A 23835-nucleotide genomic window follows, 5' to 3' on the forward strand; every position below is an offset into this window, starting at 1 on the left:
CGGAATAGTGGAACAACCAAAAGTCTCTTCCACCACATCCTAACGTCATTTGTCCAATGGATAAAGACAATCGCCACGTCGGCGAACCACCCATTGTCTCCGTTCCAATTCGGGCGTGGCGCGGCGGAAAAGCCCTGTTAAACTAGCCTTCTGTCGAGGCTCAGTCCGGAAGGAGCGTATCCGATGAACAGGTCACATTTTTCCACAGCGGCAATTGTCCTGGCTTTGTTGGCCGCTCAGGCTCCTGCCCACGCCGACATCACCATCGGCGTGGCCGGACCGATGACCGGCCCCAAGGCCGCCTTTGGCGAACAATTCCGCCATGGCGCGCAAAAGGTGATCGCCGACATCAATGCCAAGGGAGGCGTGCTCGGTCAGAAGCTGGTGGCGGTTTATGGCGACGATTCCTGCGAACCGAAGCAGGCGGTTGCGGTCGCCAACGACATGGCTTCGAAGAAAGTCCCGTTCGTCGCCGGGCATTTCTGTTCCGGCTCGTCGATTCCTGCCTCGGACGTCTATGCCGAAACCGACATCCTGGAAATCTCGCCCGGTACCACCAGCCCGGTCTATACCGAGCGCGGTCTGCCCAACGTCTTCCGCACCTGCGGACGTGACGACCAGCAGGGCCGAACTTCCGCCGAATACATCGCCCGCACCCAAAAGGGCAAAACCGTCGCGATCATTCATGACCGTTCAGCCTATGGCAAGGGACTGGCCGACCGCACCCGCGACGAACTGCACCGTCTCGGCATCAAGGAAGTGATGTACGAGGCGATTTCGGTCGGCGACAAGGATTTCTCTTCCCTGGTCACCCGACTGAAATCGGAAAAGGTCGATCTGCTATTCCTCGGCGGCTATTACACCGAGGGCGGGCTAATCGTCCGCCAGATGCGCGACCAAGGCCTGAAAACGATCCTGATGGGCGGCGATGCCTTGGTCACCGAAGAATATTGGGCGATCACCGGTTCGGTCGGCGAGGGCACCCTGATGACCTTCAGCCCCGATCCGCGCAAAAATCCCGACAATGCCGATCTGGTCAAATATTTCCGCGAAAACAATTACGAACCCGAGGCCTATACCCTTTACACCTACGGTTCGATCCAGGCTTGGGCGCAGGCGGTCGAAAAGGTTGGCACCACCGATTCCAGGAAAGTCGCAGCGGCGTTGAAAGCCAATAGTTTCGATACCGTGCTGGGTCGGATCGGCTTTGATTCCAAGGGCGACATCCTCGCTCCCAGCTACGTGATGTATGCGTGGAAGAACGGAAAGGCTGAATACGCCGAGTAAACCGCCCCGCTTGTCGCGGAGTGGATTCCGAGTCTGTTTTCCTTAAAGGACAGAAAGAGAATGACGACCCCCGCCCGGACCGACTGGCCCGCTGTTCTGCTGGCCGTCGGTGCCGGTGTGGCTGCCGCTTTCCAGGTCGGCAAGGCCCCGATTGCCCTGCCCTTCATCCGGGCCGAATTGGGGCTCGATCTGTCGGCCGCATCGTGGATCTTGTCGATGTTGGCCCTGATGGGAGCGGTCACCGGGGGCGCGATGGGCAGTGTCGTCACCCGACTGGGGCCGCGGCGTTTGCTACCGGCGGCCCTGGTCCTGATCGCCCTCGGCAGTCTGCTCGGCGGGCTGGCTTCAACCCAGGCTATTCTGCTCGTCAGCCGGGTAGCCGAGGGATTAGGACTGACCGTGGTGGTGATCGCCGCCCCCGCCCTGATCACCGTCGCGACCCGGCCCGAGGATCGCCACACCGCCTTCGGCCTGTGGGCCTGCTTCATGCCCTTCGGCATGGCGGTGTCGATGATGGCGGCCCCGTTGCTGCCGCTGATCGGCTGGCGCGGCTTGTGGCTTGGAATGGCTGCGTTTCTCGCCCTTTACGCTCTTCTGGCCTGGGTGCGCCTGCCCGCCGCCACCGGGCATGGCGGCCAGTCTCCCTCCCGGCTCTGGCACGATCTGCGGCAAACGGCTTCGGCTCCGGGGCCAGTTCTGCTCGCCCTGATCTTCGCCTGTTACACCACCGCCTATATTGCCCTCACCGGCTTTCTGCCCACCCTGCTGATTGAGCGGATGGGGGTGACGGCGGGACAGGCCGGGATGATGACGGCGGCGGTGGCGGCGGCCAACATCCTGGGCAATCTCGCCACCGGGCCGCTGCTCCGGTGGGGAGTGCCGCGTTGGATTCCGATCATCTTGGCCAATCTCACCATCGCCGGGTCGGCTTTCGGAATTTTTCTCCCCTTTACCCCCGTCCCACTGGCCTATGGGTTGTGTCTGCTGTTATCCGCCGTCGGCGGCTTGCTGCCGGGCTGCGTGCTGGGGGGGGCGCCGCCCTATGCCCCCGATCCCCGGCTGGTTCCGGTGACGCTGGGGCTGATCATGCAAGGCAGCAATATCGGACAGGTGACCGGACCGGTGCTGGTCGGTGCCGCTGTCGCGGGATGGGGATGGAGTGCCGCCGCCCCTCTGATGGCGGGCGTCACCCTGACCGGCGCGGCGCTCACTCTGGTGTTGCGGCGGGTCCGGCTGCCGGGGTGACCGGCCGCCGTCATTTCGGAACCGAATGATATAAAATCACCACGGGCAAAGCCCCCTCGCCTGTGGACGGAGTTCCCGACCCGTTGTTTTCTGTGGGAAACCCTTATGGAGCATGGCGTAGACGGTTGTATTGTCGTGGAAAAGTAGACACAGTGTTGCCAGTCGCTGATGGGGAGCGGGTGGAATGTCCGGCGTTAAGCCAGTGGCCCCTCCCCTGTCATGTCATCTTTGAACGGCCACGACACATGAATGGGGGTCTCATGAACAAGCAGGATCTGGTGAGCAAGGTCGCTGAATTGAGCGGTCTGTCCAAGGCTGTCGCGGAAACAGTGGTGTATGCGACATTCAATTCGATCACCGAAGCGCTGAAGAGCGGCGATGAAGTCCGACTGGTCGGATTCGGGACGTTTTCGGTAAGCGAGCGCGCCGCTAAGGAAGGTCGCAACCCCCGTACCGGCGCGCCGATCAATATTGCCGCCTCAAAGGCGCCGAAATTCACTGCCGGTAAGGGTCTGAAGGACGCCGTCAACGGCTAAAGCCGTTCTGAACGTCCCGGACCTACGGCAGCGCCCCCCGCTTCGATATCGGGGGGCGATTTCATATCCGGGCAGGGATTTACCGCCTCGCGTCTCCGTCAGACCGGCTGCGGCGAGGTGACGGTGGGGCGGTGACGCTCGTCGCGATCGCGACTGAGCATCACCCGCCCGGCAATCGCCATCGCCACCCCGACCAGCGCGACGACGATCGTCGCCAGCGCGTTGATCTCGGGGCTGACGCCGAGACGGACCTTCGAGAAGATCACGATCGGCAACGGCGAGGCCCCCGGCCCAGAGACAAAGGCCGAGATCACCACGTCGTCGATCGACAAGGTGAACGCCAGCAACCATCCCGCCAGCAACGCCGGAGCGATGATCGGCAAGGTGATGACCAGGAACACCTTGGCCGGACGCGCGCCTAAATCCATCGCCGCCTCTTCCAGCGAGGCGTCCATCTGAGCCAGCCGCGACTGCACCACCACGGTGACGAAAGACAGGCTGAACGTGACGTGGGCGATGACGATGGTGGTCATCGAGCGGCCCTGGGGCCAGCCGATCGCCTGCTCCATCGCGACAAACAGCAGCAGCATGGCCAGACCGGTGATGATTTCCGGCATCACCAGCGGGGCCGCGATCATTCCGGTGAACAGAGTCCGGCCACGAAACCGGCGGAACCGCACCAGCACCACCGCCGCCAATGTCCCGAGAATAGTGGCGATGGTCGCGTTGGCGAAGGCAACCTGAAGACTGAGCCACGCCGCGTCGAGGACTTTTTCATCCTGGAGCAGTTCGCCATACCATTTGAACGAAAAGCCGCCCCACACCGTCACCAGACGGGAGGCATTGAATGAATAGATGATCATGACGACGATCGGGACGTACAGAAAGGCATAGGCCAGCGACAGCAGGCCATACAGCGCCAGCGCCCGGTTGCGCCCCCAGCCGGTGCTCATCGTGTTCCCTCCGTCGCCTGCCCCTGAAGGCGCTGAAAGATCATCACCGGCACCACCAGCAGAACCAGCATCGCCACCGCCACCGCCGACGCAACCGGCCAATCCCGGTTGTCAAAGAACTCGGCCCACAAGATTTTGCCAATCATCAGGGTATCGGGTCCGCCCAGCAGGTCGGGAATGACGAACTCGCCGACCGCCGGGATGAACACCAGCAGCGAGCCTGCGACGATTCCCGGCATCGACAGCGGAAGCGTCACTGAAATGAACGCCTGGAATGGGCGGCAGCCCAGATCGGCCGCCGCTTCCAGCAACGACATATCCATCTTTTCCAAGGTGGCGAACAGAGGCAGCACCATGAAGGGCAGATACGAATAGACCATGCCGATCAGCACGGCCAGATCGGTTTCGAGAATCTGCAACGGGGTATCAATCACGCCGAGCCACAGCAGCAGACCGTTCAGCAGACCTTCGGTCTTCAGAATGCCGATCCAGGCATAGACCCGGATCAGAAACGAGGTCCAGAACGGCAGCGCCACCAGCAAAAGCAGCAGGTTGCGGACCGAGTGCGACGACCGCGCGATCGCATAAGCGGCGGGATAGCCCAGCAACAGGCAGCAAAAGGTGGCGATTGCCGCCAGCCGCAACGAATTGAGATAAGCGAACGCATACAATTCATCGCCAAACAAGGTGCCGAAGCTGCCCAGCGCGATCCGAATCGTCAGAACCGCATCCTCGCCCCACTCCAGCAACGGGGTATAGGGCGGAATCCCCATGATCGCCTGGGACAGGCTGATCTTGATCACGATCAGGAACGGCACCAGGAAGAACACCACCAACCAGGCATAAGGCGGCAGTCCGACCAGCAATCGGCCCCAGCGGCGAACCGCGCGGTCGAGCGCCGTCATCTTGTCAGCACCATGGCGTTGGCAGGATGCCACGCCAGATGGACCTCGTCTTCCCAGGTCAGTTCCTGTTCGCCGGTATGGCGAAGATTGGTGCGCAGCACCTCGACCCGCCGACCCGACGGCAAGGCGATATGATAGATCGACACATCGCCAAGATAGGCGATATCGGCAACGACACCCTTGACCCCGTTCATCGTCTCGGACGGGCTTTCGCGCTGGACCACCATCTTTTCGGGGCGGACCATCACCGTCACCGGAGCGCCGACCGGGACTGAACCGCTGTGCGAGATCGACAGATCGCGTTCCAGTTCGGGGCAGGTGACGACGAGCAGATCGTGATTGTCCGACGCCACCACCCCTTCAAACATGTTGGCGGCACCAATGAAATCGGCGACGAAGCGGGTGCCGGGATATTCGTAGATTTCGACCGGAGTACCGACCTGTTCCAGGCATCCCGAATTCATCACCGCGATGCGGCTGGACATCGTCATCGCCTCGCCCTGATCGTGGGTGACCATGACGAAGGTAATGCCGACCCGTTCCTGAATGCCGACCAGTTCAAGCTGGGTCCGCTCGCGCAACTGGCGGTCGAGCGCCGCCAGCGGCTCGTCGAGCAATAGAACTTTGGGTTCCTTGGCCAGACAGCGCGCCAGCGCGACGCGCTGGCGCTGGCCCCCCGATAATTGGTGCGGCTTGCGACCACCAAAGCGGCTCATCTGCACCAGATCGAGAACGTCACGGACCTTTTCGCGAATCCGCGGCTTAGGCACCCCATCCTGCTTCAGTCCGAAGGCGACGTTCTGTTCCACCGTCATATGGGGAAACAGCGCATAGGACTGGAACATCATGTTGACCGGCCGCTCATAGGGCGGGATCGCCGAAACGTCGGTTCCGTCGATGAAAATCCGCCCCGAAGTCGGGGTTTCGAATCCGGCCAGCATCCGCAGCAACGTCGTCTTGCCGCAGCCCGACGCGCCGAGCAGCGAGAAGAACTCGCCGGCGTGGATGGAGAGATCGACCTGATCGACCGCGACGAAGTCGCCGAACCGTTTCGAGACAGCCTCGAAACGGATCAGCGGCACCGCGTCAGGATCGGTCCAGGGCGAGAAGGTCGGGCGTTGGGCAACCGTCTGGGCCATGCTCGTGATTTCCGCGTCTCAACCGGCCTTAACGGCCGGTCTTGACGCTGGTCCACAGGCGGGTGCGCTCACGCTCCTTCGCCAGATCGGCGGGGGGAACCTGAAACTCCTTCGCCACCACCTCAGCCGGCGGATAGATCACCGGATCGGCAACGATTTCCTTTTTCATCAGCGGCTTGGCGGCCGGAACCGCGTTGGCGTACCCGGTGGTGTCGCTGATTGCCGCAATGATCTCGGGCTGCAACAGGAAGTCGATGAACTTATGGGCGTTGTCGGGATGCGGGGCATCGGCCGGGATCGCGGCGGCGTCGATGTTCACCACCGCTCCTTCCTTGGGGATAATGATGGCGAGATGAACGCCCTTATTGGCCTCGTTGGCGCGGTTGCGCGCCTGAACCAGATCACCGACATAGCCCTGGGCCAAGCAGGTGTCGCCATTGGCAATGTCGTTGATATACTTCGAGGAATGGAAGTATTTCAGCGAGGGACGGATCGCCTTGACCGTCTCGGCGGCCAGCTTCAGATCCTCGGTGGCGAGGCTGGCGCCGTTATGGCCGCGATACAGCAGGGCCGCAGCGAACACTTCGGTCGGCGTATCAAGCAGGCTGACGCCGCAGCTCTTCGCCTTCGACACGATCGCCGGATCGAACAGCACCGACCAGCTATCGGGCTTCAGGCCGGGCGCGACCTTGGCCAGCTTGTCGATGTTATAGGCGATGCCGGTGGCGGCGATCATATAGGGGACAGCGTAGAGGTTGCCGGGATCGGAAACGCTGTCGAGCGTCTTCATCACCGCCGGATCGAGGTTGCCGTAATGGGTCAGCTTGGACTTGTCGAGCTTGCGATAGGTTCCGGCCTTGATCTGCTGTGCCAGGAACGGCGAAGCGGACGGAAACACGACGTCATAGCCCGAACGACCGGCCTGGAGCTTGGTCGACAGGATCTCATTGCCGTCATAGACGTCGTAATTCACCTTGATGCCGGTCGCTTGAGTGAATTTCTCCAACGTATCCGGCGCGACATAGTCGGACCAGTTGTAGACGTTAAGAACCTTCTCCTCTTCGGCGCGCGCCGAGAAGGACAGAATCGAAGCCGTCGCCGCCAGGGCCACGAGACCGGTAAAGCCAAGACGCATCGCCTACACCCCTTCTACTCGATGGAGACAGAGGACTCCCTCCGGCACGCCCCCAAGGCCCCGGAACGGGGAGAGTTTTCCGGGCAGTTTCGCACCTTGTCAACGGGCAATCGGAGGCAAGCCCCCCTCCAGGCCGGATCAGGTGCGATGAAGCAGCCGTTCGGTCGGAATGAGCATACTTACGGTTGTCCCAACCCCTTCCTCGCTCTCGATCGACAGGCAACCGCCATGCAACTCGATCAGCGATTTCGAGATCGGCAACCCCAGCCCGACCCCTTCGCGTTCACGCACGGTACGCAAGCCGCCCTGCTCGAACGGCATCAGCACCCGCGACAGGTCGGCTGGCTTGATGCCGATGCCGGTATCGCTGACAAAAACACGCATTCCGTGCTGATCGACCCGGGCCGAAACCGTCACCCGACCGCCCGGTTGGGTGAATTTCAGCGCGTTGCCGACCAGATTGAACAGCACCCGCTGAATCGCGGTCAGATCGCCATGGACCCAGGGCAAATCATCGGGCAGATCGGTCAACAGATGGATGTCGCGTCGCTCGGCCTGGGACGACATCAGGCGCTGGGTCGCGGCGATCACCTCGTTGATCCGCACCGTCCCCTCGTGCAGGATGGTGCGCCCCGCTTCGATCACCGACATGTCGAGAACCTGACTGATCAGCGACAGCAGATGCTGGCCGCTATCGACGATAATATTGGCGTATTCGCGATAGCGTTCGTCGCCCAACGGTCCCCACATCTCGTCGGCCATCAATTGGGCAAACCCCAGCACCGCGTTCAGCGGCGTCCGCAATTCGTGGCTCATGTTGGCGAGGAAGTCTGACTTGGCGTTGTTGGCGGCCTCGGCCGCTTCCTTGGCCTCGCGCAATTCGATCTGGGTCGCGCGCAGATTGGCGATGGTCGCCTCGAGCTCGCGCTGGGTGACGCGAAGTTCCGTCTCGTCGATGAAGCTCATGATCGCCCCGGCGGTCTGATCGCGCAGGTCGCGATAGGGATAGACCCCTATCCGATAAAAGCGGCCATCGACCTCGACGATTTCTTCGTGCGAGGTGCTGCTGGCAATCACGGTCACCAACAGCGCCTTCAGGTCGCGGATGTGGAACTGGCTGGGAACGGCCGTGATCATCTGCCCGGCGTCGGAGGGGAGCAGACCGAACATCCGCGCCGCCTGCGGGGTGAAGCGGGTGATTCGCAGCGACTTATCGACCACCAGCAGCGGGAAACCGATATTGTCCTGGATGTTTTGCAGATCGGCGTTGGCCCCGGCCAATTCGGCGGTGCGCACCTGCAACTCTTCATTGACGGTGGTCAGTTCCTCGTTGGTCGATTGCAGTTCTTCGTTCGAGGTTTCCAACTCCTCGTTCGAAGATTGCAGTTCCTCGTTGGCGGCCTGCAATTCCTCGTTCAGTGCCTGAAGCTCTTCGTTCGAGGTTTCCAATTCCTCGACCACGGTCTGGAGATGCTCGCGGGTCGCGGTCAACTCCTGCTCAAGTTCAATCAGGCGGGCCTCGTTGCCGGATGGCAGCAAAGATTCCTCGCCGCCATCGGGAACCGGCAAATCGACCTTGTCACAGCTGATCAGAAACAAGGTCTCATGACCGCCCTCGCCCTTCAGCGGACGCACCGCGAGACGGGCGTACAGGTCGCCATCGCGAATTTTGAGATGACGTTTCGGTCCCATCGCCACCACCCCTTTTTCGCGGGCATGATGGACCAGGGCGCGCAGGTCGATACGGAAATCCTCGATGATCAGCTTGCCCAGATTCTGATTGGGCAAGCCCTGGGGAAAGCGGATAAACCCATCGACGTCGCCGTGATAATAAAGGATGTCGAGATTCTCGTTCACCGCAACGCTGGGCGGCATGCAAGACTCAATGAAGCCGTCGCGGACGATCGACTCGATTGATCCGGCACTGGTGGCCCGGCTGGCATCGACGGCGTCCGGCGGCTTGATTCGGAACGCGCCAAACACAGGGTTGGTCGAGCGCGGCGCGACAATCCGCTTTTGGAAGATTTTCGAATTCGCCTTGACCGAGCGGAACAGATCGGCGCAATGGCCGACGGATTCGGATTTTCCCAGGAAAAGATAGCCCTGGATCGACAGGGCATAGTGGAACATCTGGAAAATCCGGTCCTGAAGATCGGCATTAAAATAGATCAGGACATTGCGGCAACTGATCAGATCAACCTTGACGAACGGAGGGTCTTTGATCAGATCCTGGCGGGCAAAGACGACCATTTCGCGAACCGGCTTCTTGACCTGATAAATCTGCCCCATTGCGTCGAAATATTTGGACAGGAACGCCTTGTCCAGAGTCTCGACCGTCGTCGCCGAATAGGCCCCCTTGCGGGCATGGCGCATCGCATCGAGGTCGATATCGGTGGCGAACACCTGAACCTTGTACTGCCCGATCGCTTCGCCCAACTGGTCGCTCAGCATCATCGCGAAGGAATAGGCTTCCTCGCCGGTGGCACAGGCCGGAACCCAGATGCGGATGCTGTCGCCCGGCTTCTTGGTAGCGAGCAGATCGGCCAGGGTCGCCTTGATGTCGTCAAACGCCTTGGTATCGCGAAAAAACGAGGTGACCGAGATCAGGATGTCCTTGCACAGCAAATCCAGTTCGGCCGGATTCCGCTGCACGAATTCAAGGTAGGAATCCAGCGTCTCGATCCGATTGGCCGCCATTCGCCGCTCCAGCCTGCGGCGGACGGTATTGGTCTTGTACTGGGTGAAATCGACGTCGGTCCGCTTGCGGACCAGCAGGAAGATTTCGTTGATGGTGTCTCTGGCCTCGGTATGCTCGGATTTCTGCACCACCACCGGGCGGGGAAAGCGCGAGATCGAGGCCAGTTCCGGCCCAATCGCGTCGGGCGGCATCACCAGATCGACGCAGCCGGAATCGATCGCCGCTTTCGGCATCCCATCATATTTCGCGGTTTCGGGATCCTGCGCCACCGTCAGGCCGGCACAGGCCTTGATCGCGCGCATCCCGTGGGCGCCATCGCTGCCGGTCCCCGACAAAATCACCCCGATCGCCTGTTGTCCCAAATCCTCGGCCAGCGAGGAAAAGAACACATCGACCGACGGCTTGGGCCCCAGCGGTGCGGAGGGTTCTCGCAGCCACAAGGTCGCGTTCTTGACCCGGACGTCCTTGTTCGGCGGGGTGATGTAGATGGTGTTGGGCACCATCACCAGTCCGTCCTTGATCTCCTCGACCGGAAGCTTGGTCTCACGGCCGAGAAGCTGCACCATCATGCTGCGATATTGCGGCGACAGGTGCTGGACGATGACATAGGCCATCGTCGAGGATTGGGGAAGATTGGCGACGAACGGACGCAACGCTTCCAAGCCACCGGCTGAAGCCCCGATTCCGACGACAAATAGATCGTTCCGCCGACCGCGGGCCTTGCGTCCAGTCGGCGCAGTTGACGTGACCGGAGCGGACGATACGGGTGCCGCGTTCGCGGGGACCGTCGGGCGCGAAATATTGACCGACACTGCGTCTTCCTTAGGCCGTTTCAATGTCTCTCCCCTCCATCACCATAAATATTATGGGGACGTCCCCTTATTTTTTCCATAAACAAAGCGACCACGTGCTTCTGAAGATTCCAGATTGATTGCGACACACCAATGACCATATAGATATATGCCATATGGGTTAGATAACTTCGATGTCCTGCGCAATTTGTTCCCGTTAAACTCTACCGATGATGAGCAAAGCAGATACTTCGCGAAAGACCAAAGCGCAAATCGAATTAGAGTTAGCCTCGGTCGAGGCTGAACTCAGGGATTTACGTGATCGGGGGCCGATCGCCTCTGCCGTGCAGCAGCAGATGTCTGAAACCCTTCACTCGCTTCAGGTCCATCAGGAAGAGCTAAACACACAAAATGAACAATTACGCCTGACCCAGATCAGCCTGGAACAGACAAGCCAAAAATATCACGACCTTTTTGAGAACTCACCTGCTGGTTATTTCATTATAGATACAAACTATTCCGTTCAAGAGGTCAATGTCGCCGGGATGGAGATGCTCGGCAGGACCAAGGGGCGAATTTTAGCGAAGCCGTTTCTTCTTTTTGTTGATAAATCCTGTCGCCGCACCCTCGATGAGCATTTTCTCCAAGTCCGTAACGGCAGCGCCCGGACTGAATTGTGGCTGCTGCCCGAACAGCGCCCGCCCTTTCCGGTGATCCTGCAAAGCGTGCCGTTAGGTTCGTCGTGGGGCGAAAGCTGGCGCTGTCTGACCACAGCGTTCGATATTACCGACCGCAAGGCGGCCGAACAGGCCCTGTTCGAGTCTGAAACCCGTTTTCGCGCCATCTTCGAGCAGAATCCGATGGCGGTTCAAATCGTCGATGCCAACGGCGTTCCCCGGATGTCGAACCGCGCCTGGACCCGGCTCTGGGGGCGCAATCCGTCTCAGGGCGGAGGGATTGTCCCCCAGGCCCTCGAGATGAGTCGCCATCTCGAACAGGCCCGGAACGGCCAAAGCATCGACATTCCCGCCGTCCGTATCCCGGCCCAGGGCCGCGACATCCCCGAACGCTGGGTCCATGCCCACATCTATCCGATCCAGAGCAGTGAAGGTAGCGACGATACCGTCCCGGAAATCGTCGTCGTCCACGAGGAGATCACCGAACGCAAACGGATCGAAATCGATCTGAAAGAACGGACGGAGCGGCTGCAACGCCAGTACAACAACCTGCGGGCATTGAGCGAGATCGCCGCCCTCCCCGGCGGCTTCGGCGCGGGACAGCAATTGGCCGCAGCGCTGAATCTCGGCCGCCGCCACCTCGGATTGACCATCGGCCAGATCACCCGGATCGAGGAAGGCGGATCGACCATCGAACATCACAGCGCCCCACCGGAGGCTGGGATCGTCGATGGCACCCGCATCGATCTATCCGAAACCTTCTGCGCCCAGGTGATCGAAACCGGCAATGTCCTGGCCTTGCCCGATCTTGCCACTTCACCCTACGCCGACCATCCCAGCCACCGGTTGCACGGGGTGGGAAGCTATCTCGGCGCGCCGATCCGCCAGCGCGGGCGCGATTACGGCACGATCGCGTTCTATTCGGCGCAGGCCTCGGCTCGCGGCTTCGACGAGGGCGACATCGAATTCATGCGCCTGCTGTCACGGCTGGTCGGTTCGGTGCTGGAGCAGGACGAAAACCGCCGCGACCTCGCCCAATCGAACGCCGAACTGGAACAATTCGCCTATGTCGCCAGCCACGATCTACGCCAGCCGCTGCGACAGGTCTCCAGCTACGTTTCTTTGCTGCAACGACGCTATGGCGAGCACCTCGACGACACCGCCCGCGAGTTCATCGCCTTTGCCCACGACGGCGCGGTGCGGATGGACCGCCTGATCGTCGATCTGCTGGAATATTCGCGGATCGGCCGCAATACCAAGCCGGTCGAACCGGTCGAATTGTCCCAGGTCGTTGCCGACGCCAGTGCCAATCTCAGCGCCAGCCTGGCTGAGTCCGGCGGGACGATCGAGGTCACCCCGCCCCTGCCGACGGTCCGAGGCGATTCGACCGATCTGGTCCGACTGTTCCAGAATCTGATCGGCAACGCGATCAAATATCGGGCTCCCGACCGTCCTCCGCTGATCCGGATCAGTTCGGTCAGTACCACGACCGAACATCACATTTCCGTCAGCGATAACGGCATCGGCATCGAGTCCGATTATTTCGAGACGATCTTCCGCATCTTCCAGCGCCTGCACACCCCGGACAAATACGAAGGAACCGGGATCGGGCTTGCCATCTGCAAGAAGGTGGTGGAGCAGCATCAAGGGCGGATCTGGGTCGAGTCCAATCCCGGCCAGGGCACAACTTTCACCATCGCCCTCCCCAACCGGCCCTGAGGCTTGCGCCGGGGCTTGGGTCGATGTCCGCCCCCTTCAACGCAAAACACGCCCCACAGGAAGAAATCTCTTCCTGTGGAAACGGGTTTTCTGACACCCCGCTGACGCTGGCCGGTTACGGCTGCGTCGCGGGCGGGGCCGGAGCGGCAACCGGCGCCGCAGCATCGGCAGGAGCGGGTTCGGCGACAGGCGGAGCCGCCTCGACCACCGGAGCGGGCGGCAGCGTCTTCTCGACCGCGACGACGCGATGGTCGAGCGATTCGAGACGGCTGGCCAGATCCTCAACGGTGGCGAAACGCTTGTCGATATCGCTGCGCAGAGTGTTGATCTGCTCGAGTTCCGAGCGCAACGACTGCTGACCGGCCAGGGACAAGCCATAAACGACGATCCCGACCACCAGCGAGGTAGCAAGGGGAATGGCAAAACGGCGGATATCCATCATCCTTCTCCAAAGCAATCTCCGGCATGGCCGGTCGACCGGAGGTGGCGCTCAGCCACCAATATCATTCTATCGTACCATGGGATTCTTTATCGGCAAGGCAGGAGGTGGCTGTCTTGCCCCCTAATCGGATAAGAATGTGTTAAAACTTTACTGACATCATCATTTTAAATCCCCTCACCTTTTTGGCAGGGAACGGGCCATGAGCGGTCACCCGGCGCATCACCACCCCACCCCTCACGCGAAACACCCACCCCCAAAACGCAATCTGGGGGTGATACTCGCATCGATCGGCGGGGGCGTGGCGTTAGCCGGGGCAATCGGAGCATGGGTGGCGTTTTCGCCGCCGTCTCCTCCGGGGCTGCCATCGGGTGCGGGGGATGTCTTTTTTGCCCAGATGCAGCAGGCCGCCGCCGGAGAGACGATTGAGACCAGCGTTTTCAACGGCGCGATCCGGACCGAGCGAAAGGGCGGGGTCACGCTGGTGACGGCGGAGAACGTCCCGCCGCCGCTCTGCGTTTCGGTCGGATGGAAGCTGGTGCGGCGGGGCGTGCTGACCATCAACGGCATCACGCCGATGCGGGTTTCGGCGGCGCGGCTGACCGAATTGTGCAATCAGACCGAGGGCAATGCGACGTTGCTCTGGGCACCGCGCCCACCTGAATAGAGGCAGCGCCCGCGCGACCGGCTTCTGACGCGAAAGACTTGCCAGAAGCCGGAGCCGGTCCGTCAACAGGCCAGCAGCGGCCCGACACGGCCCCGTTCGCTTTCCCACAGGATCGCCAGCGAATCGAGCGCCCGCTCCCGGGTCATTAGCGAATGGGAATCGGGTGACGAGAGAACCTCCCACACCCGATCCCGGATCACCGCGAGTCGTTCGCGGCGAATGGCCTTCTGGCCCATGATCACTCCCTTCTCGAAGTGCGGGAGGCTCACGATACGCCGAAACGCGTTAACGAAACGTCATCGCCGCGCCGTGGTCGGACCGCCAGCGGCAACCCAGCCGATCAGACCGCCCTGCATCCGCACGATCTCGCCCGACCAGCCCGAAGCGACCAGTTGGTCCGAGGCCGGGGCGCAGCGTATCCCTTTCATGCAATGCAGCACCAGATGCTGCCCCGGGGCGGGATGCGGCACCAAGGCGGGGTCGAACCGCGACAACGGTAGATTCATCGCCCCCGCAATCGCCCCCTGCTCGAATTCGTCAGGCTCTCGCACGTCGATGATCAGCGCCTGCCCCGCCTGCCACCATTGACGGATCTGGGCGGGATCGACTTGGCGGACCTGATCCGACCTGCCGCCGAGAAGGGATTTAAAGGCGGTGACAATCGATTGGAGCATGGCCGGAATCCCTGGCGAAATCGGGTCAAAAGGGACAATCGGCGCGACCGCACGACGAAACCGACCGCGACGGATGCCAGACGCCGCAGACACGGCACTCGGTCATCGTCTCGGTCGGAGCGGAATCGCGCCGCGAACCGGGGGGAAAGCCGCCATGCTGGATCAGCATCTCCGCCACCCGGGTCAGGGAGCGAAAGCCGAACCAGACAATGGCAACAACCAAAACAAGAATGAAAATTTTGAGGAACATAAGGGTCTTATCTCCCGCCGCCCCTGTCTGGTCAAGCCCAACCGGGAATTGTTCCCGGGGGCTCGGCCTAAATTCGGCTCATTGTAGCATTGATCCCACCCGAACGGCGCCCTCCTCGTCAGGAAAAGCGGTTGGCGCGAGGGAAGCCGCTGGGAGGAAGCCGCCCGACCGAGGCACGCTTGCCCAACCACGGCGTCAGCGCCGTCTCGGTCCGCGTCCGCTCGCCCAGCGCCCAGCTTAATCCCTCGGCCAGGGTGAACATCTTGATATCGGCGGTGCCGCAATCGCGATATTTCTGCAAGATCACCCCGCGTCCACGGCTCAGTTCGGGGATTTCGTCGAGCATGAACACCAGCATCTTGCGATTCTGGCCGATGATCGCGACGGCATCACCTTCGACCGGCAGGCAGAAATGGGCCTTTTCGCCCTCGCCGACATTGAGGACCATCTTGCCGGCGCGGGTCTGGGCCAGAACCTCACTCTCCTGAACGATGAAGCCGCGTCCCGCGTCGGTCGCCAGCAACAGCCGCCGCCCAGGTTGATGGACCAGAACGGCGGCGACGTCGGCTTCGGGAGCCAGATCGATCATCAGCCGTAACGGCTCGCCGTGACCGCGCCCCGACGGCAGACGGTCGCCGCCCAGGGTGAAGATGCGGCCATCGGTCGACAGGATCAGGATCTTGTCGGTGGTCCAGGTCTTCACGGCCAGGCGGAGTTCGTCGCCCTCCTTGAATTTCAACGCCTCGGGGGAGGTGTCGGCATGGCCTTTCAGCGCCCGCACCCAGCCCTTGTCCGACAGAACCATCGTGATCGGCTCGCGTTCGACGAAGGCTTCGATCGGCACCACCGCCGCCGCCGGAACCTCGCCCAGTTCGGTGCGTCGCCGTCCCAGCTTCGTCGCGCCGCCGAACGCCTTGCGGGTTTCGGCGATCTGCCCGGAGATCACGCCCCAGCGCTGCCCCTCGTCGCCCAGCAGCGCGACCAGACCGGCTTTTTCCGCCGACAGCGCATCGTGCTCGGTGCGGATTTCGACTTCCTGGAGCTTATTCAGGCTGCGCAGCCGCATATTGAGGATTGCCTCGGCCTGGACTTCGGTCAGCTCGAAGCGGGCGATCAGCCCGGCCTTGGGATTGTCCTCGTAGCGGATGATCCGGATCACGGTGTCGAGATCGGCATAGACCTTCAAAAAGCCTTCGAGGATTTCGAGGCGCCGGTCGATCTTGTCGAGCCTAAAGCGCGAGCGCCGCTCTAACACCACCATCCGGTGATCAAGGAAGGCACGCAGCACTTCTTTCAACGTCATCACGCGCGGCACCGAATTGGCGTCGAGCACGTTCATGTTGAGGGGAACCCGGCTTTCCAGGTCGGTCTGACGGAACAATTGCTCCATCACCAGCGCCGCCTCAACGGTGCGGTTGCGCGGCTCCAGCACCAACCGGACGTCCTCGGCGGATTCGTCTCGGATGTCGGCCAGCAGCGGCAACTTCTTCTCGCCCAGCAATTCGGCGATCCGTTCGATCAGCCGCGCCTTCTGCACCTGATAGGGAATTTCGGTGATGACGATCTGATAGAGGCCGTGCGACAGCTTTTCGACCGTCCAACGCGCCCGCAGCCGGAACGATCCCTTGCCGGTCCGATAGGCTTCGGCAATCGCGGCATGGCTTTCGACCAGAACGCCGCCGGTGGGGAAGTCCGGTCCCGGCATCCGCACGATCAGATCGTCGATGGCGCAATCGGGCTGCTTGATCAGCAGATCGAGCGCATCGCAGATCTCGCCGACATTGTGCGGCGGAATGCTGGTGGCCATCCCCACCGCGATCCCGGCGGCGCCGTTGGCCAGCAGGTTGGGAAAGGCCGCGGGCATTACCACCGGCTCTTCCTCGGTACCGTCATAGGTCGGGCGGAAATCGACCGCATCCTCGTCGAGACCGTCCATCAAGGCGGCGGCGACGGCGGTCAGCTTCGCTTCGGTATATCGCATCGCGGCGGCGTTATCGCCGTCGATATTGCCGAAATTGCCCTGCCCTTCGACCAGCGGATAGCGCACCGCGAAATCCTGGGCCAGCCGGACCAGGGTGTCGTACACCGCGATATCGCCATGCGGGTGATATTTACCGATCACGTCGCCGACGACGCGGGCGCATTTCTTGAAGCCGCCATCGGGATCGAGCTTCAATTGCCGCATCGCGAACAGCAGACGGCGGTGCACCGGCTTCAGTCCGTCGCGGACATCGGGCAGCGAGCGCGACACGATCGTCGACATCGCATAAGCGAGATAGCGTTCGCCCAGGGCATCGGCCAGCGGCGTCACGCGGATGTCGCCATTGGCGGCGGCGGTCTTACTCATGGGGGAAATCCTCGAATCTTCGCGGCAAAGTCAGGCTTCGCCGGGTCCCTGGAATTGTAATTCAGACGCGGAAACGGTCAACCAGACGCGAACGGGCGGGCGGCAACGTGCCGAGATGGCGGCCAAGAAAGAACCCGGCCAGATCGAGACCGGCGCGGATTTCGTCCCGGTCGCCCTCGCCGCCTCCGCTCAGAAAACGCGGCAGCAGCAACAGCCGGTCCTTCCATGGCTCCCCGGCCTGGCGCGACACCGCCCGACCGGTGCGGGGGCTGACATAGACCAGATCCTCGGTCGTTCCGGTGGCGGCACAGGCCGACAGATCGAGACCGAAGCCGATGTCGCGCAGCAGCGCCAGTTCGAAATGAACATAGACACTGGGCCAGGATTCGGCGGGCAGCGCGGTCAGCAGCGCCGACAGGGCAGCATAAGCCCCTGGATGAGCCTGACGCTCGGGCAGACTGCACTCGGCCAGGGCGCAGGCCGAGCCCAACGCCGCCAGCCGCCCCGGATCGCCCAGAGCGTCGCTGGCATGAGCCTTCAGCAACTCCAAGCGCAGCGAGCCCAATTGCTCGGCCAACCGCCCCCGCCACCACGCCCGCACCCGGTTGCCGGGCAGGACGATGCCGCGATTGGCTTTCGAGGCGGCCCCGTGCAACAGACCGGCATGGCGGCCATGGGTCAGGGTCAACAGCCCGACGATACCGCCATGCTCGCCGTGGCGGCGGACCGACAGCACCAGGGCCTCGTCTTCCCACTCCATCGCGTCCGCGCCGCTCTCCCTCGAACCGTGGCCTCGCCCGCGTCTTACCGCTAGGCGTCGTAATCGAGGCCGATGTCGGAATAGGCGTCGCGCTTCTCGCTCCAATCCTCGCGGACCTTGACGTGAATGAACAGATGGACGCGCCGTTCCAGCAAAGCTTCGAGTTCGGTGCGGGCCGCCTCGCCGATCGCCTTGATCTGGCGGCCGCCCTTGCCCAGCACGATCGCCTTCTGGCTGTCGCGCTCGACATAGATCACCTGATCGATCCGGGCCGATCCGTCGTCGCGCTCCTGCCAGCTTTCGCTTTCGACATGCAGCGAATAGGGCAATTCCTGATAGAGGGTCAGAAACGCCTTTTCCCGGGTGATCTCGGCGGCAAGCAGACGCTGCGGCAGATCGGACACCTGATCCTCGGGGAACATCCACGGCCCCGGCGCCATCGCCCGGCCGAGATGAGCCATCAGATCGTCAACACCGTCGCCCTTTAGCGCGCTCAGCATGAACACGTCGGAGAACAGCCCCTCGGCATGCAGCCGCGCCGTCAGTTCGAGCAGGGAATCGCGGCGGATCAGGTCGATCTTGTTAAGGACCAGCACCACCTGACGCCCGGCTTCCTTCAGCCGGGCAACAATCGCGCGGGTGTCGTCGTCGTCGCCGCGCTGGGCATCGACGACCAGACAGACATGCTCGGCATCGGCGGCACCGTTCCAGGCGGCGGCAACCATCGCCCGTTCCAGCCGTTTGCGCGGCTGAAAGATGCCGGGGGTATCGACCAGGATCACCTGGGCGTCGCCGGTCATGCAGATTCCCAGCACGCGAAAGCGGGTGGTCTGAACCTTGGGAGACACGATCGAGACCTTGGTCCCGACCAGGGCGTTGACCAGGGTCGATTTCCCGGCGTTGGGGGCTCCCACCACCGCGACGAAACCGCAGCGTTGCCCGTCGTTTTCACTCATTCCTTCACCTTTTCCAACAAAGCGGCGGCGGCGGCCTGTTCGGCCACCCGTTTCGACGGCCCGCGACCGGAAGCCGCCGCCAGTCCCTCGACCGAGACTGAAACCAGAAAAATCGGCTCGTGCGGCGGCCCTTCCGCGCCCTCGACGCGATAGGACGGCAAGGCCTTGCCCCGCCCCTGCGCCCATTCCTGCAACGCCGTCTTGGCGTCCTTGGGCGGAGCCGCCGTCTCTTCCATCAACCCTTGCCAGCGGCCGCGCACGAAGGCGGCGGCCACCTCGAATCCGGCATCGGCGAACAACGCGCCAATCACCGCTTCGCACGCATCGGCGAGAATACCGGGATTGGCGCGGCCCCCGGCCTCGTCATCGCCCCGCGCCATCGCCAGATGCGCCCCCAGCCCGATCGTCTCGGCCACCTGGGCCACCGTCTCGCCCCGCACCAGCGCGGTGAAGCGCCGGGCCAGCGCGCCCTCGGGCTCGTTGGGATAGCGGTGGTACAGCATGTCGGCGACCACCAGCCCCAGCACCCGATCGCCCAGGAATTCCAGCCGCTCGTAATCGGCCGAGCGCCGCCGATTGCGCCGCCCCTGGTCGATACTGGGATGGGTCAGCGCCTGGGTCAGCAGGCCGGGCTGGGAAAACCGGTGCCCCAGCACGGCGTAAAGATCATGATCGACGCTCATCGTCTACTCGATCCGCTGGAACAGCCGAGAATAGCGGATCGCCCAGGGCCAACGCCACACTTCCCACAACGCCGCGCTGCCATCGCCCGAGAAGAACAGGATTTCAGCGCGACCGACCAGATTTTCGGCGGGAACGTAGCCGACCTCGCTCAGATAGCGCGAATCCGCCGAATTGTCGCGATTGTCGCCCATCATGAAATAATGGCCGGGCGGAACCACGTACTCGCCGGTATTGTCGGCCGGGCCGTTGTCGCCCAGGAACTCGATGATCCGGTGGGCGCGGCCGTTGGGCAAAGTCTCGATATATTGGGGCGCGCGGATGATGTTGCCGTCGCGGTCGCGGTCGATGAAATCCTCGATCCGCTTGCGCTCGACCGGGGTTCCATTGACGTGGAGAATGCCGCCGACGACCTGAATCCGGTCGCCGGGCAGACCGACCACCCGCTTGATATAGTCGATCTTGTTTTCGGTCGGCTTCTTGAACACCGCGATGTCGCCGACCTCGGGAGCGCTGCCCAGGATGCGTCCGCCGCCGGGGCCGATCCCGAACGGCATCGAATAGCGCGAGTAGCCATACGCGTATTTCGACACGAACAGATAATCGCCGATCAACAGAGACGGAATCATTGATCCCGACGGAATATTAAAGGGCTCGAAGGCCAGGGTACGCACCGCGCCAGCGATCAACATCGCATAGATGATCGTGCGGATCGTCTCGCCCATCCCGCTGGATTTGCCTCTAGACATGAAGAATGCCGCCTAAAGCTTTGGATTCAATATAAAAGCCGTCACAGAGGCGACGGCATTGACCGCGCCGATCAAGCCAGCCCCGCGCCCGCAAGTCAAGCCGGGAGCGCGGGCCGCTGTCCACCCGCCCAAGCCGATGGCGGCCAGAGCGCCGCGCGGCTCCGATCTCGTCACCCCCGTCCGGAGGCAAGACGGGCCGCCTCCATCCGTTCGCGCATTCCCCGTATCGCGCTCTCCAGCCCGGAGAAGACCGCCTCGCCGATCAGGAAATGGCCGATATTCAGTTCGACGATGGTCGGGATCGCGGCAATGGCGGCAACGGTGTCGTAAGCCAGCCCATGACCGGCGTGGCATTCCAGCCCGATTGCCTCGGCATGGGCCGCCGCCGCAACAATCCGGGCCAGCTCAAGCGCGCGGGCCGCGCCCTCGACCTCGCAATAGGCCCCGGTATGCAACTCGACCACCGGCGCGCCCAGATCGCGGGCGGCGTCAAGCTGGCGCGGATCGGGCTCGACAAACAGCGAGACGCGGATGCCGGCCTCGATCAGGGGAGTCAGCAGCGGGCGCAGCGCCTCGCGGTGACCGGCGACGTCCAACCCGCCCTCGGTGGTGCGCTCCTCGCGCTTTTCCGGCACGACGCAGACGGCATGCGGGCGCAGGCGCAGCGCGATCGCGACCATTTCCGGAGTCGCCGCCATCTCCATATTCAGCGGCAGGGGGCTTTCGCTCCGCAGACGTTCGATGTCTCGGTCGCGGATATGACGGCGGTCCTCCCGCAGATGGGCAGTAATGCTGTCGGCTCCAGCGGCGGCGGCCAGAAGGGCGGCCCGAACCGGATCGGGATGAGTGGTGCCGCGGGCATTCCGAAGGGTAGCGACGTGGTCGATGTTCACGCCAAGGCGAAGACGCCGGGGGGTCATGTCGGGCAGTGCTCCTGTGGGGGGAACGCAGATTGGATCAGTTGCGGGCACGCTCGACCGAACTGATCGCCGGAGTGGCGCGAAGAGCAGCGATGACGTTGGTCAGATGCTTTACGTCGCGCACTTCGATGTCGATAATCATCTCGAAGAAATCGGAAGTCCGGTTGGTGATCTTCAGATTGGTGATGTTGCCCATATTCTTGGCGATCACCGTCGAGACGGCACCCAACGTGCCCGGTTCGTTGGTGACGACCAGATCAATCCGCCCGATATGGGCCTTGACCTCGGATTCGTCCCAAGCGATGTCGAGCCAGCGTTCGGGCTGATCGGCGAATTGTTCGAGGTTCTCGCAATCAATGGTGTGAATGGTGACGCCGCGTCCGGTCGCGACGATCCCGACGATGCGGTCGCCCGGCAATGGATGGCAGCAACCGGCGAAATGCATCGCCATGCCGGGGATCAGCCCCTTGATTGGCATCGCCCCCGACTTGTCCTTACGCTCGGGCGGACGGGCCTTCAGAGCGACAACATTGTCGGCATGCTGGGCGCGGTTCTTCAGCTCGGGATAGACCGAGGACAGCACCTCGCGCGCCGACAGCACCCCTTCGCCGACCAGCGCGACCAAATCCTCGACCGCGACGGCCTTGTAGATCTTCAAGACGCCGTCCAGCGCCTTGTCGGTGTAATCATAGCCCTCCTGGCGGAAGGCACGGACCAGCATGCCCCGGCCCAGTTCGGTATATTGGGTCCGCTGCTGGGTGCGGATAAAGCGGCGGATGCGGGCGCGGGCCTTGCCGGTGACGACGAAGCGTTCCCAGGTCGGGTTGGGGGTCTGCGCCTTCGAGGTGATGATGTCGACCTGATCGCCGTTCTGCAACTGCGTCCGCAGCGGCATGATGCGGCCGTTGACCTTTGCGCCGACGCAGGTGTCGCCGATCTGGGAATGGACGGCATAGGCGAAATCGACCGGACAGGCCCCGCGCGGCAACGAGATCAGATCGCCCTTGGGCGTGAAACAGAACACCTGATCCTGGAACATCTCAAGCTTGGTATGCTCGAGGAATTCCTCGGGGTTCGAGGCGTGCTCCAGGATGTCGAGCAGTTCGCGCAGCCAGCGATACTGGCGCCCATCGGTCAGCTTGGCCCCGTCGCGCTTGTACTTCCAATGCGCGGCGACGCCCAATTCGGCGACTTCGTGCATTTCGGAGGTGCGGATCTGCACCTCGATCCGCTGACGTTCCGGCCCGAACACCCCGGTGTGAAGCGAGCTGTATCCGTTGGGCTTGGGGACCGAGATGTAATCCTTGAAGCGGTTCGGCACCATTCGGTAGTGCGAGTGGATCACCCCCAGCGCCCGGTAGCAATCCTCGATGCCATCGACGGCGACGCGAAACGCCATGATGTCGGATAATTGTTCAAATCCAACATTCTTGCGCTGCATCTTCTGCCAGATCGAGAACGGAGTCTTTTCCCGTCCCGACACGGTGGCGACGATCCCGGCCTCGGTCAGGATCTTGCGCAGTTCCTCGAGAATCCGCCCGATCAGATCGCCGCCCTGCTCGCGCAGGAAGCCCAGCCGGGCCACGATCGAACTGCGCGCATCGGGGTGGAGCTCGGCAAAAGCGAGATCCTCCAGATCCATCTTGATTTCCTGCATGCCGATGCGTTCGGCCAGGGGCGCGTAAATCTCCATCGTTTCGAGCGCGATACGGCGCCGCTTGTCGGGATTTTTGATGTAATGGAGGGTCCGCATGTTGTGCATGCGGTCGGCCAGCTTGACCAGCAGGACGCGGATGTCCTCGCTCATCGCCAGCACCAGCTTGCGCAAATTCTCGGCCTGCTTGGCGTGGTCGGACTGCAACTCGATCCGGTTGAGCTTGGTGACGCCATCGACCAGACGGGCGATCTCGCGCCCGAACAGCCGTTCGATCTCCTCCTGGGTGGCGGGGGTATCCTCGATCGTGTCGTGCAGCAGCGCGGTAATGATCGAGGCGCAATCGAGCCGATAACGGGTCAGGATGCCGGCGACCTCGATCGGATGCGAGAAATAGGGATCGCCCGAGGCCCGCAATTGCGACCCGTGCATTTTCATCGCATAGACGTAGGCGCGGTTGATCGCGTCCTCGTCCGCGCCGGGATCGTAGGATTTGACGCGCTCCACCAACTCGAATTGGCGCATCATGACTTGGTATTCCTCCGTCGCGTCCCGACATATGTCCTGTCCATGGCATAAGTTTGACGGCCCGGACGTCGCAGGAAAAGAGGAAAGAGCGCATCCCCGACCGCAAATTTTCACAACCTGCGAGT

General features: G+C 62.4%; 21 protein-coding genes. 5 read left to right on the forward strand and 16 right to left on the reverse strand.

All coding sequences use genetic code 11. The features are described 5' to 3' along the window. Positions 1–183: 183 nt before the first annotated feature. The 3 genes from BLW40_RS00475 to BLW40_RS00485 all read left to right on the forward strand — a co-directional run bounded on the left by BLW40_RS00475 (position 184) and on the right by BLW40_RS00485 (position 3068). Entirely contained in the window at positions 184–1287 is a 1104-nt protein-coding gene (locus tag BLW40_RS00475; RefSeq protein ID WP_074764469.1) for a branched-chain amino acid ABC transporter substrate-binding protein, read from the forward strand. A 60-nt stretch (positions 1288–1347) separates the two neighbouring features. Beyond that, positions 1348–2532, forward strand: coding sequence for an MFS transporter (locus BLW40_RS00480; protein ID WP_074764471.1), 1185 nt, complete (start codon positions 1348–1350; stop codon positions 2530–2532). A gap of 245 nt (positions 2533–2777) precedes the next feature. Further along, positions 2778–3068: an HU family DNA-binding protein gene (locus tag BLW40_RS00485; RefSeq protein ID WP_170834499.1), complete on the forward strand. Its 291-nt coding sequence runs from the start codon at positions 2778–2780 to the stop codon at positions 3066–3068. A gap of 98 nt (positions 3069–3166) precedes the next feature. On the opposite strand, the gene BLW40_RS00490 is transcribed toward BLW40_RS00485, so the two are convergent. The 5 genes from BLW40_RS00490 to BLW40_RS00510 all read right to left on the reverse strand — a co-directional run bounded on the left by BLW40_RS00490 (position 3167) and on the right by BLW40_RS00510 (position 10710). Then, the gene (locus BLW40_RS00490) at positions 3167–4021 is read right to left on the reverse strand and encodes an ABC transporter permease subunit (protein ID WP_074764475.1); all 855 of its coding nucleotides are present in this window, start codon (positions 4019–4021) and stop codon (positions 3167–3169) included. After that, positions 4018–4926: an ABC transporter permease subunit gene (locus BLW40_RS00495; RefSeq protein WP_074764477.1), complete on the reverse strand. Its 909-nt coding sequence runs from the start codon at positions 4924–4926 to the stop codon at positions 4018–4020. Before BLW40_RS00495 ends, BLW40_RS00490 begins: the two co-directional genes overlap by 4 nt. Next, positions 4923–6065: an ABC transporter ATP-binding protein gene (locus BLW40_RS00500; RefSeq protein ID WP_074764479.1), complete on the reverse strand. Its 1143-nt coding sequence runs from the start codon at positions 6063–6065 to the stop codon at positions 4923–4925. Before BLW40_RS00500 ends, BLW40_RS00495 begins: the two co-directional genes overlap by 4 nt. A gap of 28 nt (positions 6066–6093) precedes the next feature. After that, the gene (locus tag BLW40_RS00505; RefSeq protein ID WP_074764481.1) at positions 6094–7200 is read right to left on the reverse strand and encodes a polyamine ABC transporter substrate-binding protein; all 1107 of its coding nucleotides are present in this window, start codon (positions 7198–7200) and stop codon (positions 6094–6096) included. 138 nt (positions 7201–7338) lie between these two features. Then, a complete protein-coding gene (locus BLW40_RS00510) occupies positions 7339–10710 on the reverse strand; it encodes a chemotaxis protein CheB (protein WP_074764483.1) in 3372 nt (1123 codons plus the stop codon). A gap of 335 nt (positions 10711–11045) precedes the next feature. Between BLW40_RS00510 and BLW40_RS00515 the strand changes: the two genes are divergently transcribed. Then, on the forward strand, positions 11046–13085 hold the full coding sequence (locus tag BLW40_RS00515; protein ID WP_074764484.1) for a PAS domain-containing sensor histidine kinase: 2040 nt from the start codon (positions 11046–11048) through the stop codon (positions 13083–13085). 115 nt (positions 13086–13200) lie between these two features. Here BLW40_RS00515 and BLW40_RS17755 read toward each other — a convergent pair whose 3' ends face one another. Beyond that, positions 13201–13527, reverse strand: coding sequence for a hypothetical protein (locus BLW40_RS17755; RefSeq protein WP_211656690.1), 327 nt, complete (start codon positions 13525–13527; stop codon positions 13201–13203). 328 nt (positions 13528–13855) lie between these two features. Between BLW40_RS17755 and BLW40_RS16965 the strand changes: the two genes are divergently transcribed. After that, complete coding sequence (locus tag BLW40_RS16965; RefSeq protein ID WP_139305437.1) at positions 13856–14191, forward strand: hypothetical protein; 336 nt, start codon at positions 13856–13858, stop codon at positions 14189–14191. Positions 14192–14253: 62 nt separating this feature from the next. Here BLW40_RS16965 and BLW40_RS17560 read toward each other — a convergent pair whose 3' ends face one another. The 10 genes from BLW40_RS17560 to BLW40_RS00570 all read right to left on the reverse strand — a co-directional run bounded on the left by BLW40_RS17560 (position 14254) and on the right by BLW40_RS00570 (position 23710). Then, entirely contained in the window at positions 14254–14427 is a 174-nt protein-coding gene (locus tag BLW40_RS17560) for a hypothetical protein (RefSeq protein ID WP_170834501.1), read from the reverse strand. A 60-nt stretch (positions 14428–14487) separates the two neighbouring features. After that, positions 14488–14865, reverse strand: a complete 378-nt coding sequence (locus tag BLW40_RS00530; RefSeq protein WP_074764490.1) for a rhodanese-like domain-containing protein — start codon at positions 14863–14865, stop codon at positions 14488–14490. A 25-nt stretch (positions 14866–14890) separates the two neighbouring features. Next, positions 14891–15115 carry a hypothetical protein gene (locus tag BLW40_RS00535; RefSeq protein WP_074764492.1) on the reverse strand — a complete coding sequence of 75 codons (225 nt, stop codon included), beginning with the start codon at positions 15113–15115 and terminating at the stop codon, positions 14891–14893. Positions 15116–15233: 118 nt separating this feature from the next. Further along, entirely contained in the window at positions 15234–17462 is a 2229-nt protein-coding gene (parC, locus tag BLW40_RS00540) for a DNA topoisomerase IV subunit A (protein ID WP_074764494.1), read from the reverse strand. A 61-nt stretch (positions 17463–17523) separates the two neighbouring features. Further along, positions 17524–18222 (reverse strand): DNA repair protein RecO, encoded by a 699-nt coding sequence (gene recO / locus BLW40_RS00545; protein ID WP_074764496.1) that lies wholly within the window; start codon positions 18220–18222, stop codon positions 17524–17526. Positions 18223–18272: 50 nt separating this feature from the next. Next, entirely contained in the window at positions 18273–19178 is a 906-nt protein-coding gene (gene era / locus BLW40_RS00550) for a GTPase Era (protein WP_074764498.1), read from the reverse strand. After that, on the reverse strand, positions 19175–19861 hold the full coding sequence (rnc, locus tag BLW40_RS00555) for a ribonuclease III (RefSeq protein WP_074764500.1): 687 nt from the start codon (positions 19859–19861) through the stop codon (positions 19175–19177). Before rnc ends, era begins: the two co-directional genes overlap by 4 nt. Before the next feature lie 3 nt (positions 19862–19864). Continuing rightward, positions 19865–20608, reverse strand: coding sequence for a signal peptidase I (gene lepB, locus BLW40_RS00560; RefSeq protein ID WP_074764502.1), 744 nt, complete (start codon positions 20606–20608; stop codon positions 19865–19867). Between the two features lie 170 nt (positions 20609–20778). Further along, positions 20779–21528: a pyridoxine 5'-phosphate synthase gene (locus BLW40_RS00565; protein WP_074764503.1), complete on the reverse strand. Its 750-nt coding sequence runs from the start codon at positions 21526–21528 to the stop codon at positions 20779–20781. 37 nt (positions 21529–21565) lie between these two features. Next, positions 21566–23710, reverse strand: coding sequence for a RelA/SpoT family protein (locus tag BLW40_RS00570; RefSeq protein ID WP_074764505.1), 2145 nt, complete (start codon positions 23708–23710; stop codon positions 21566–21568). Between the last annotated feature and the right edge of the window lie 125 nt (positions 23711–23835).

It is taken from the genome of Magnetospirillum fulvum (assembly GCF_900108475.1).
In the GTDB taxonomy this organism is placed as follows: domain Bacteria; phylum Pseudomonadota; class Alphaproteobacteria; order Rhodospirillales; family Magnetospirillaceae; genus Phaeospirillum; species Phaeospirillum fulvum_A.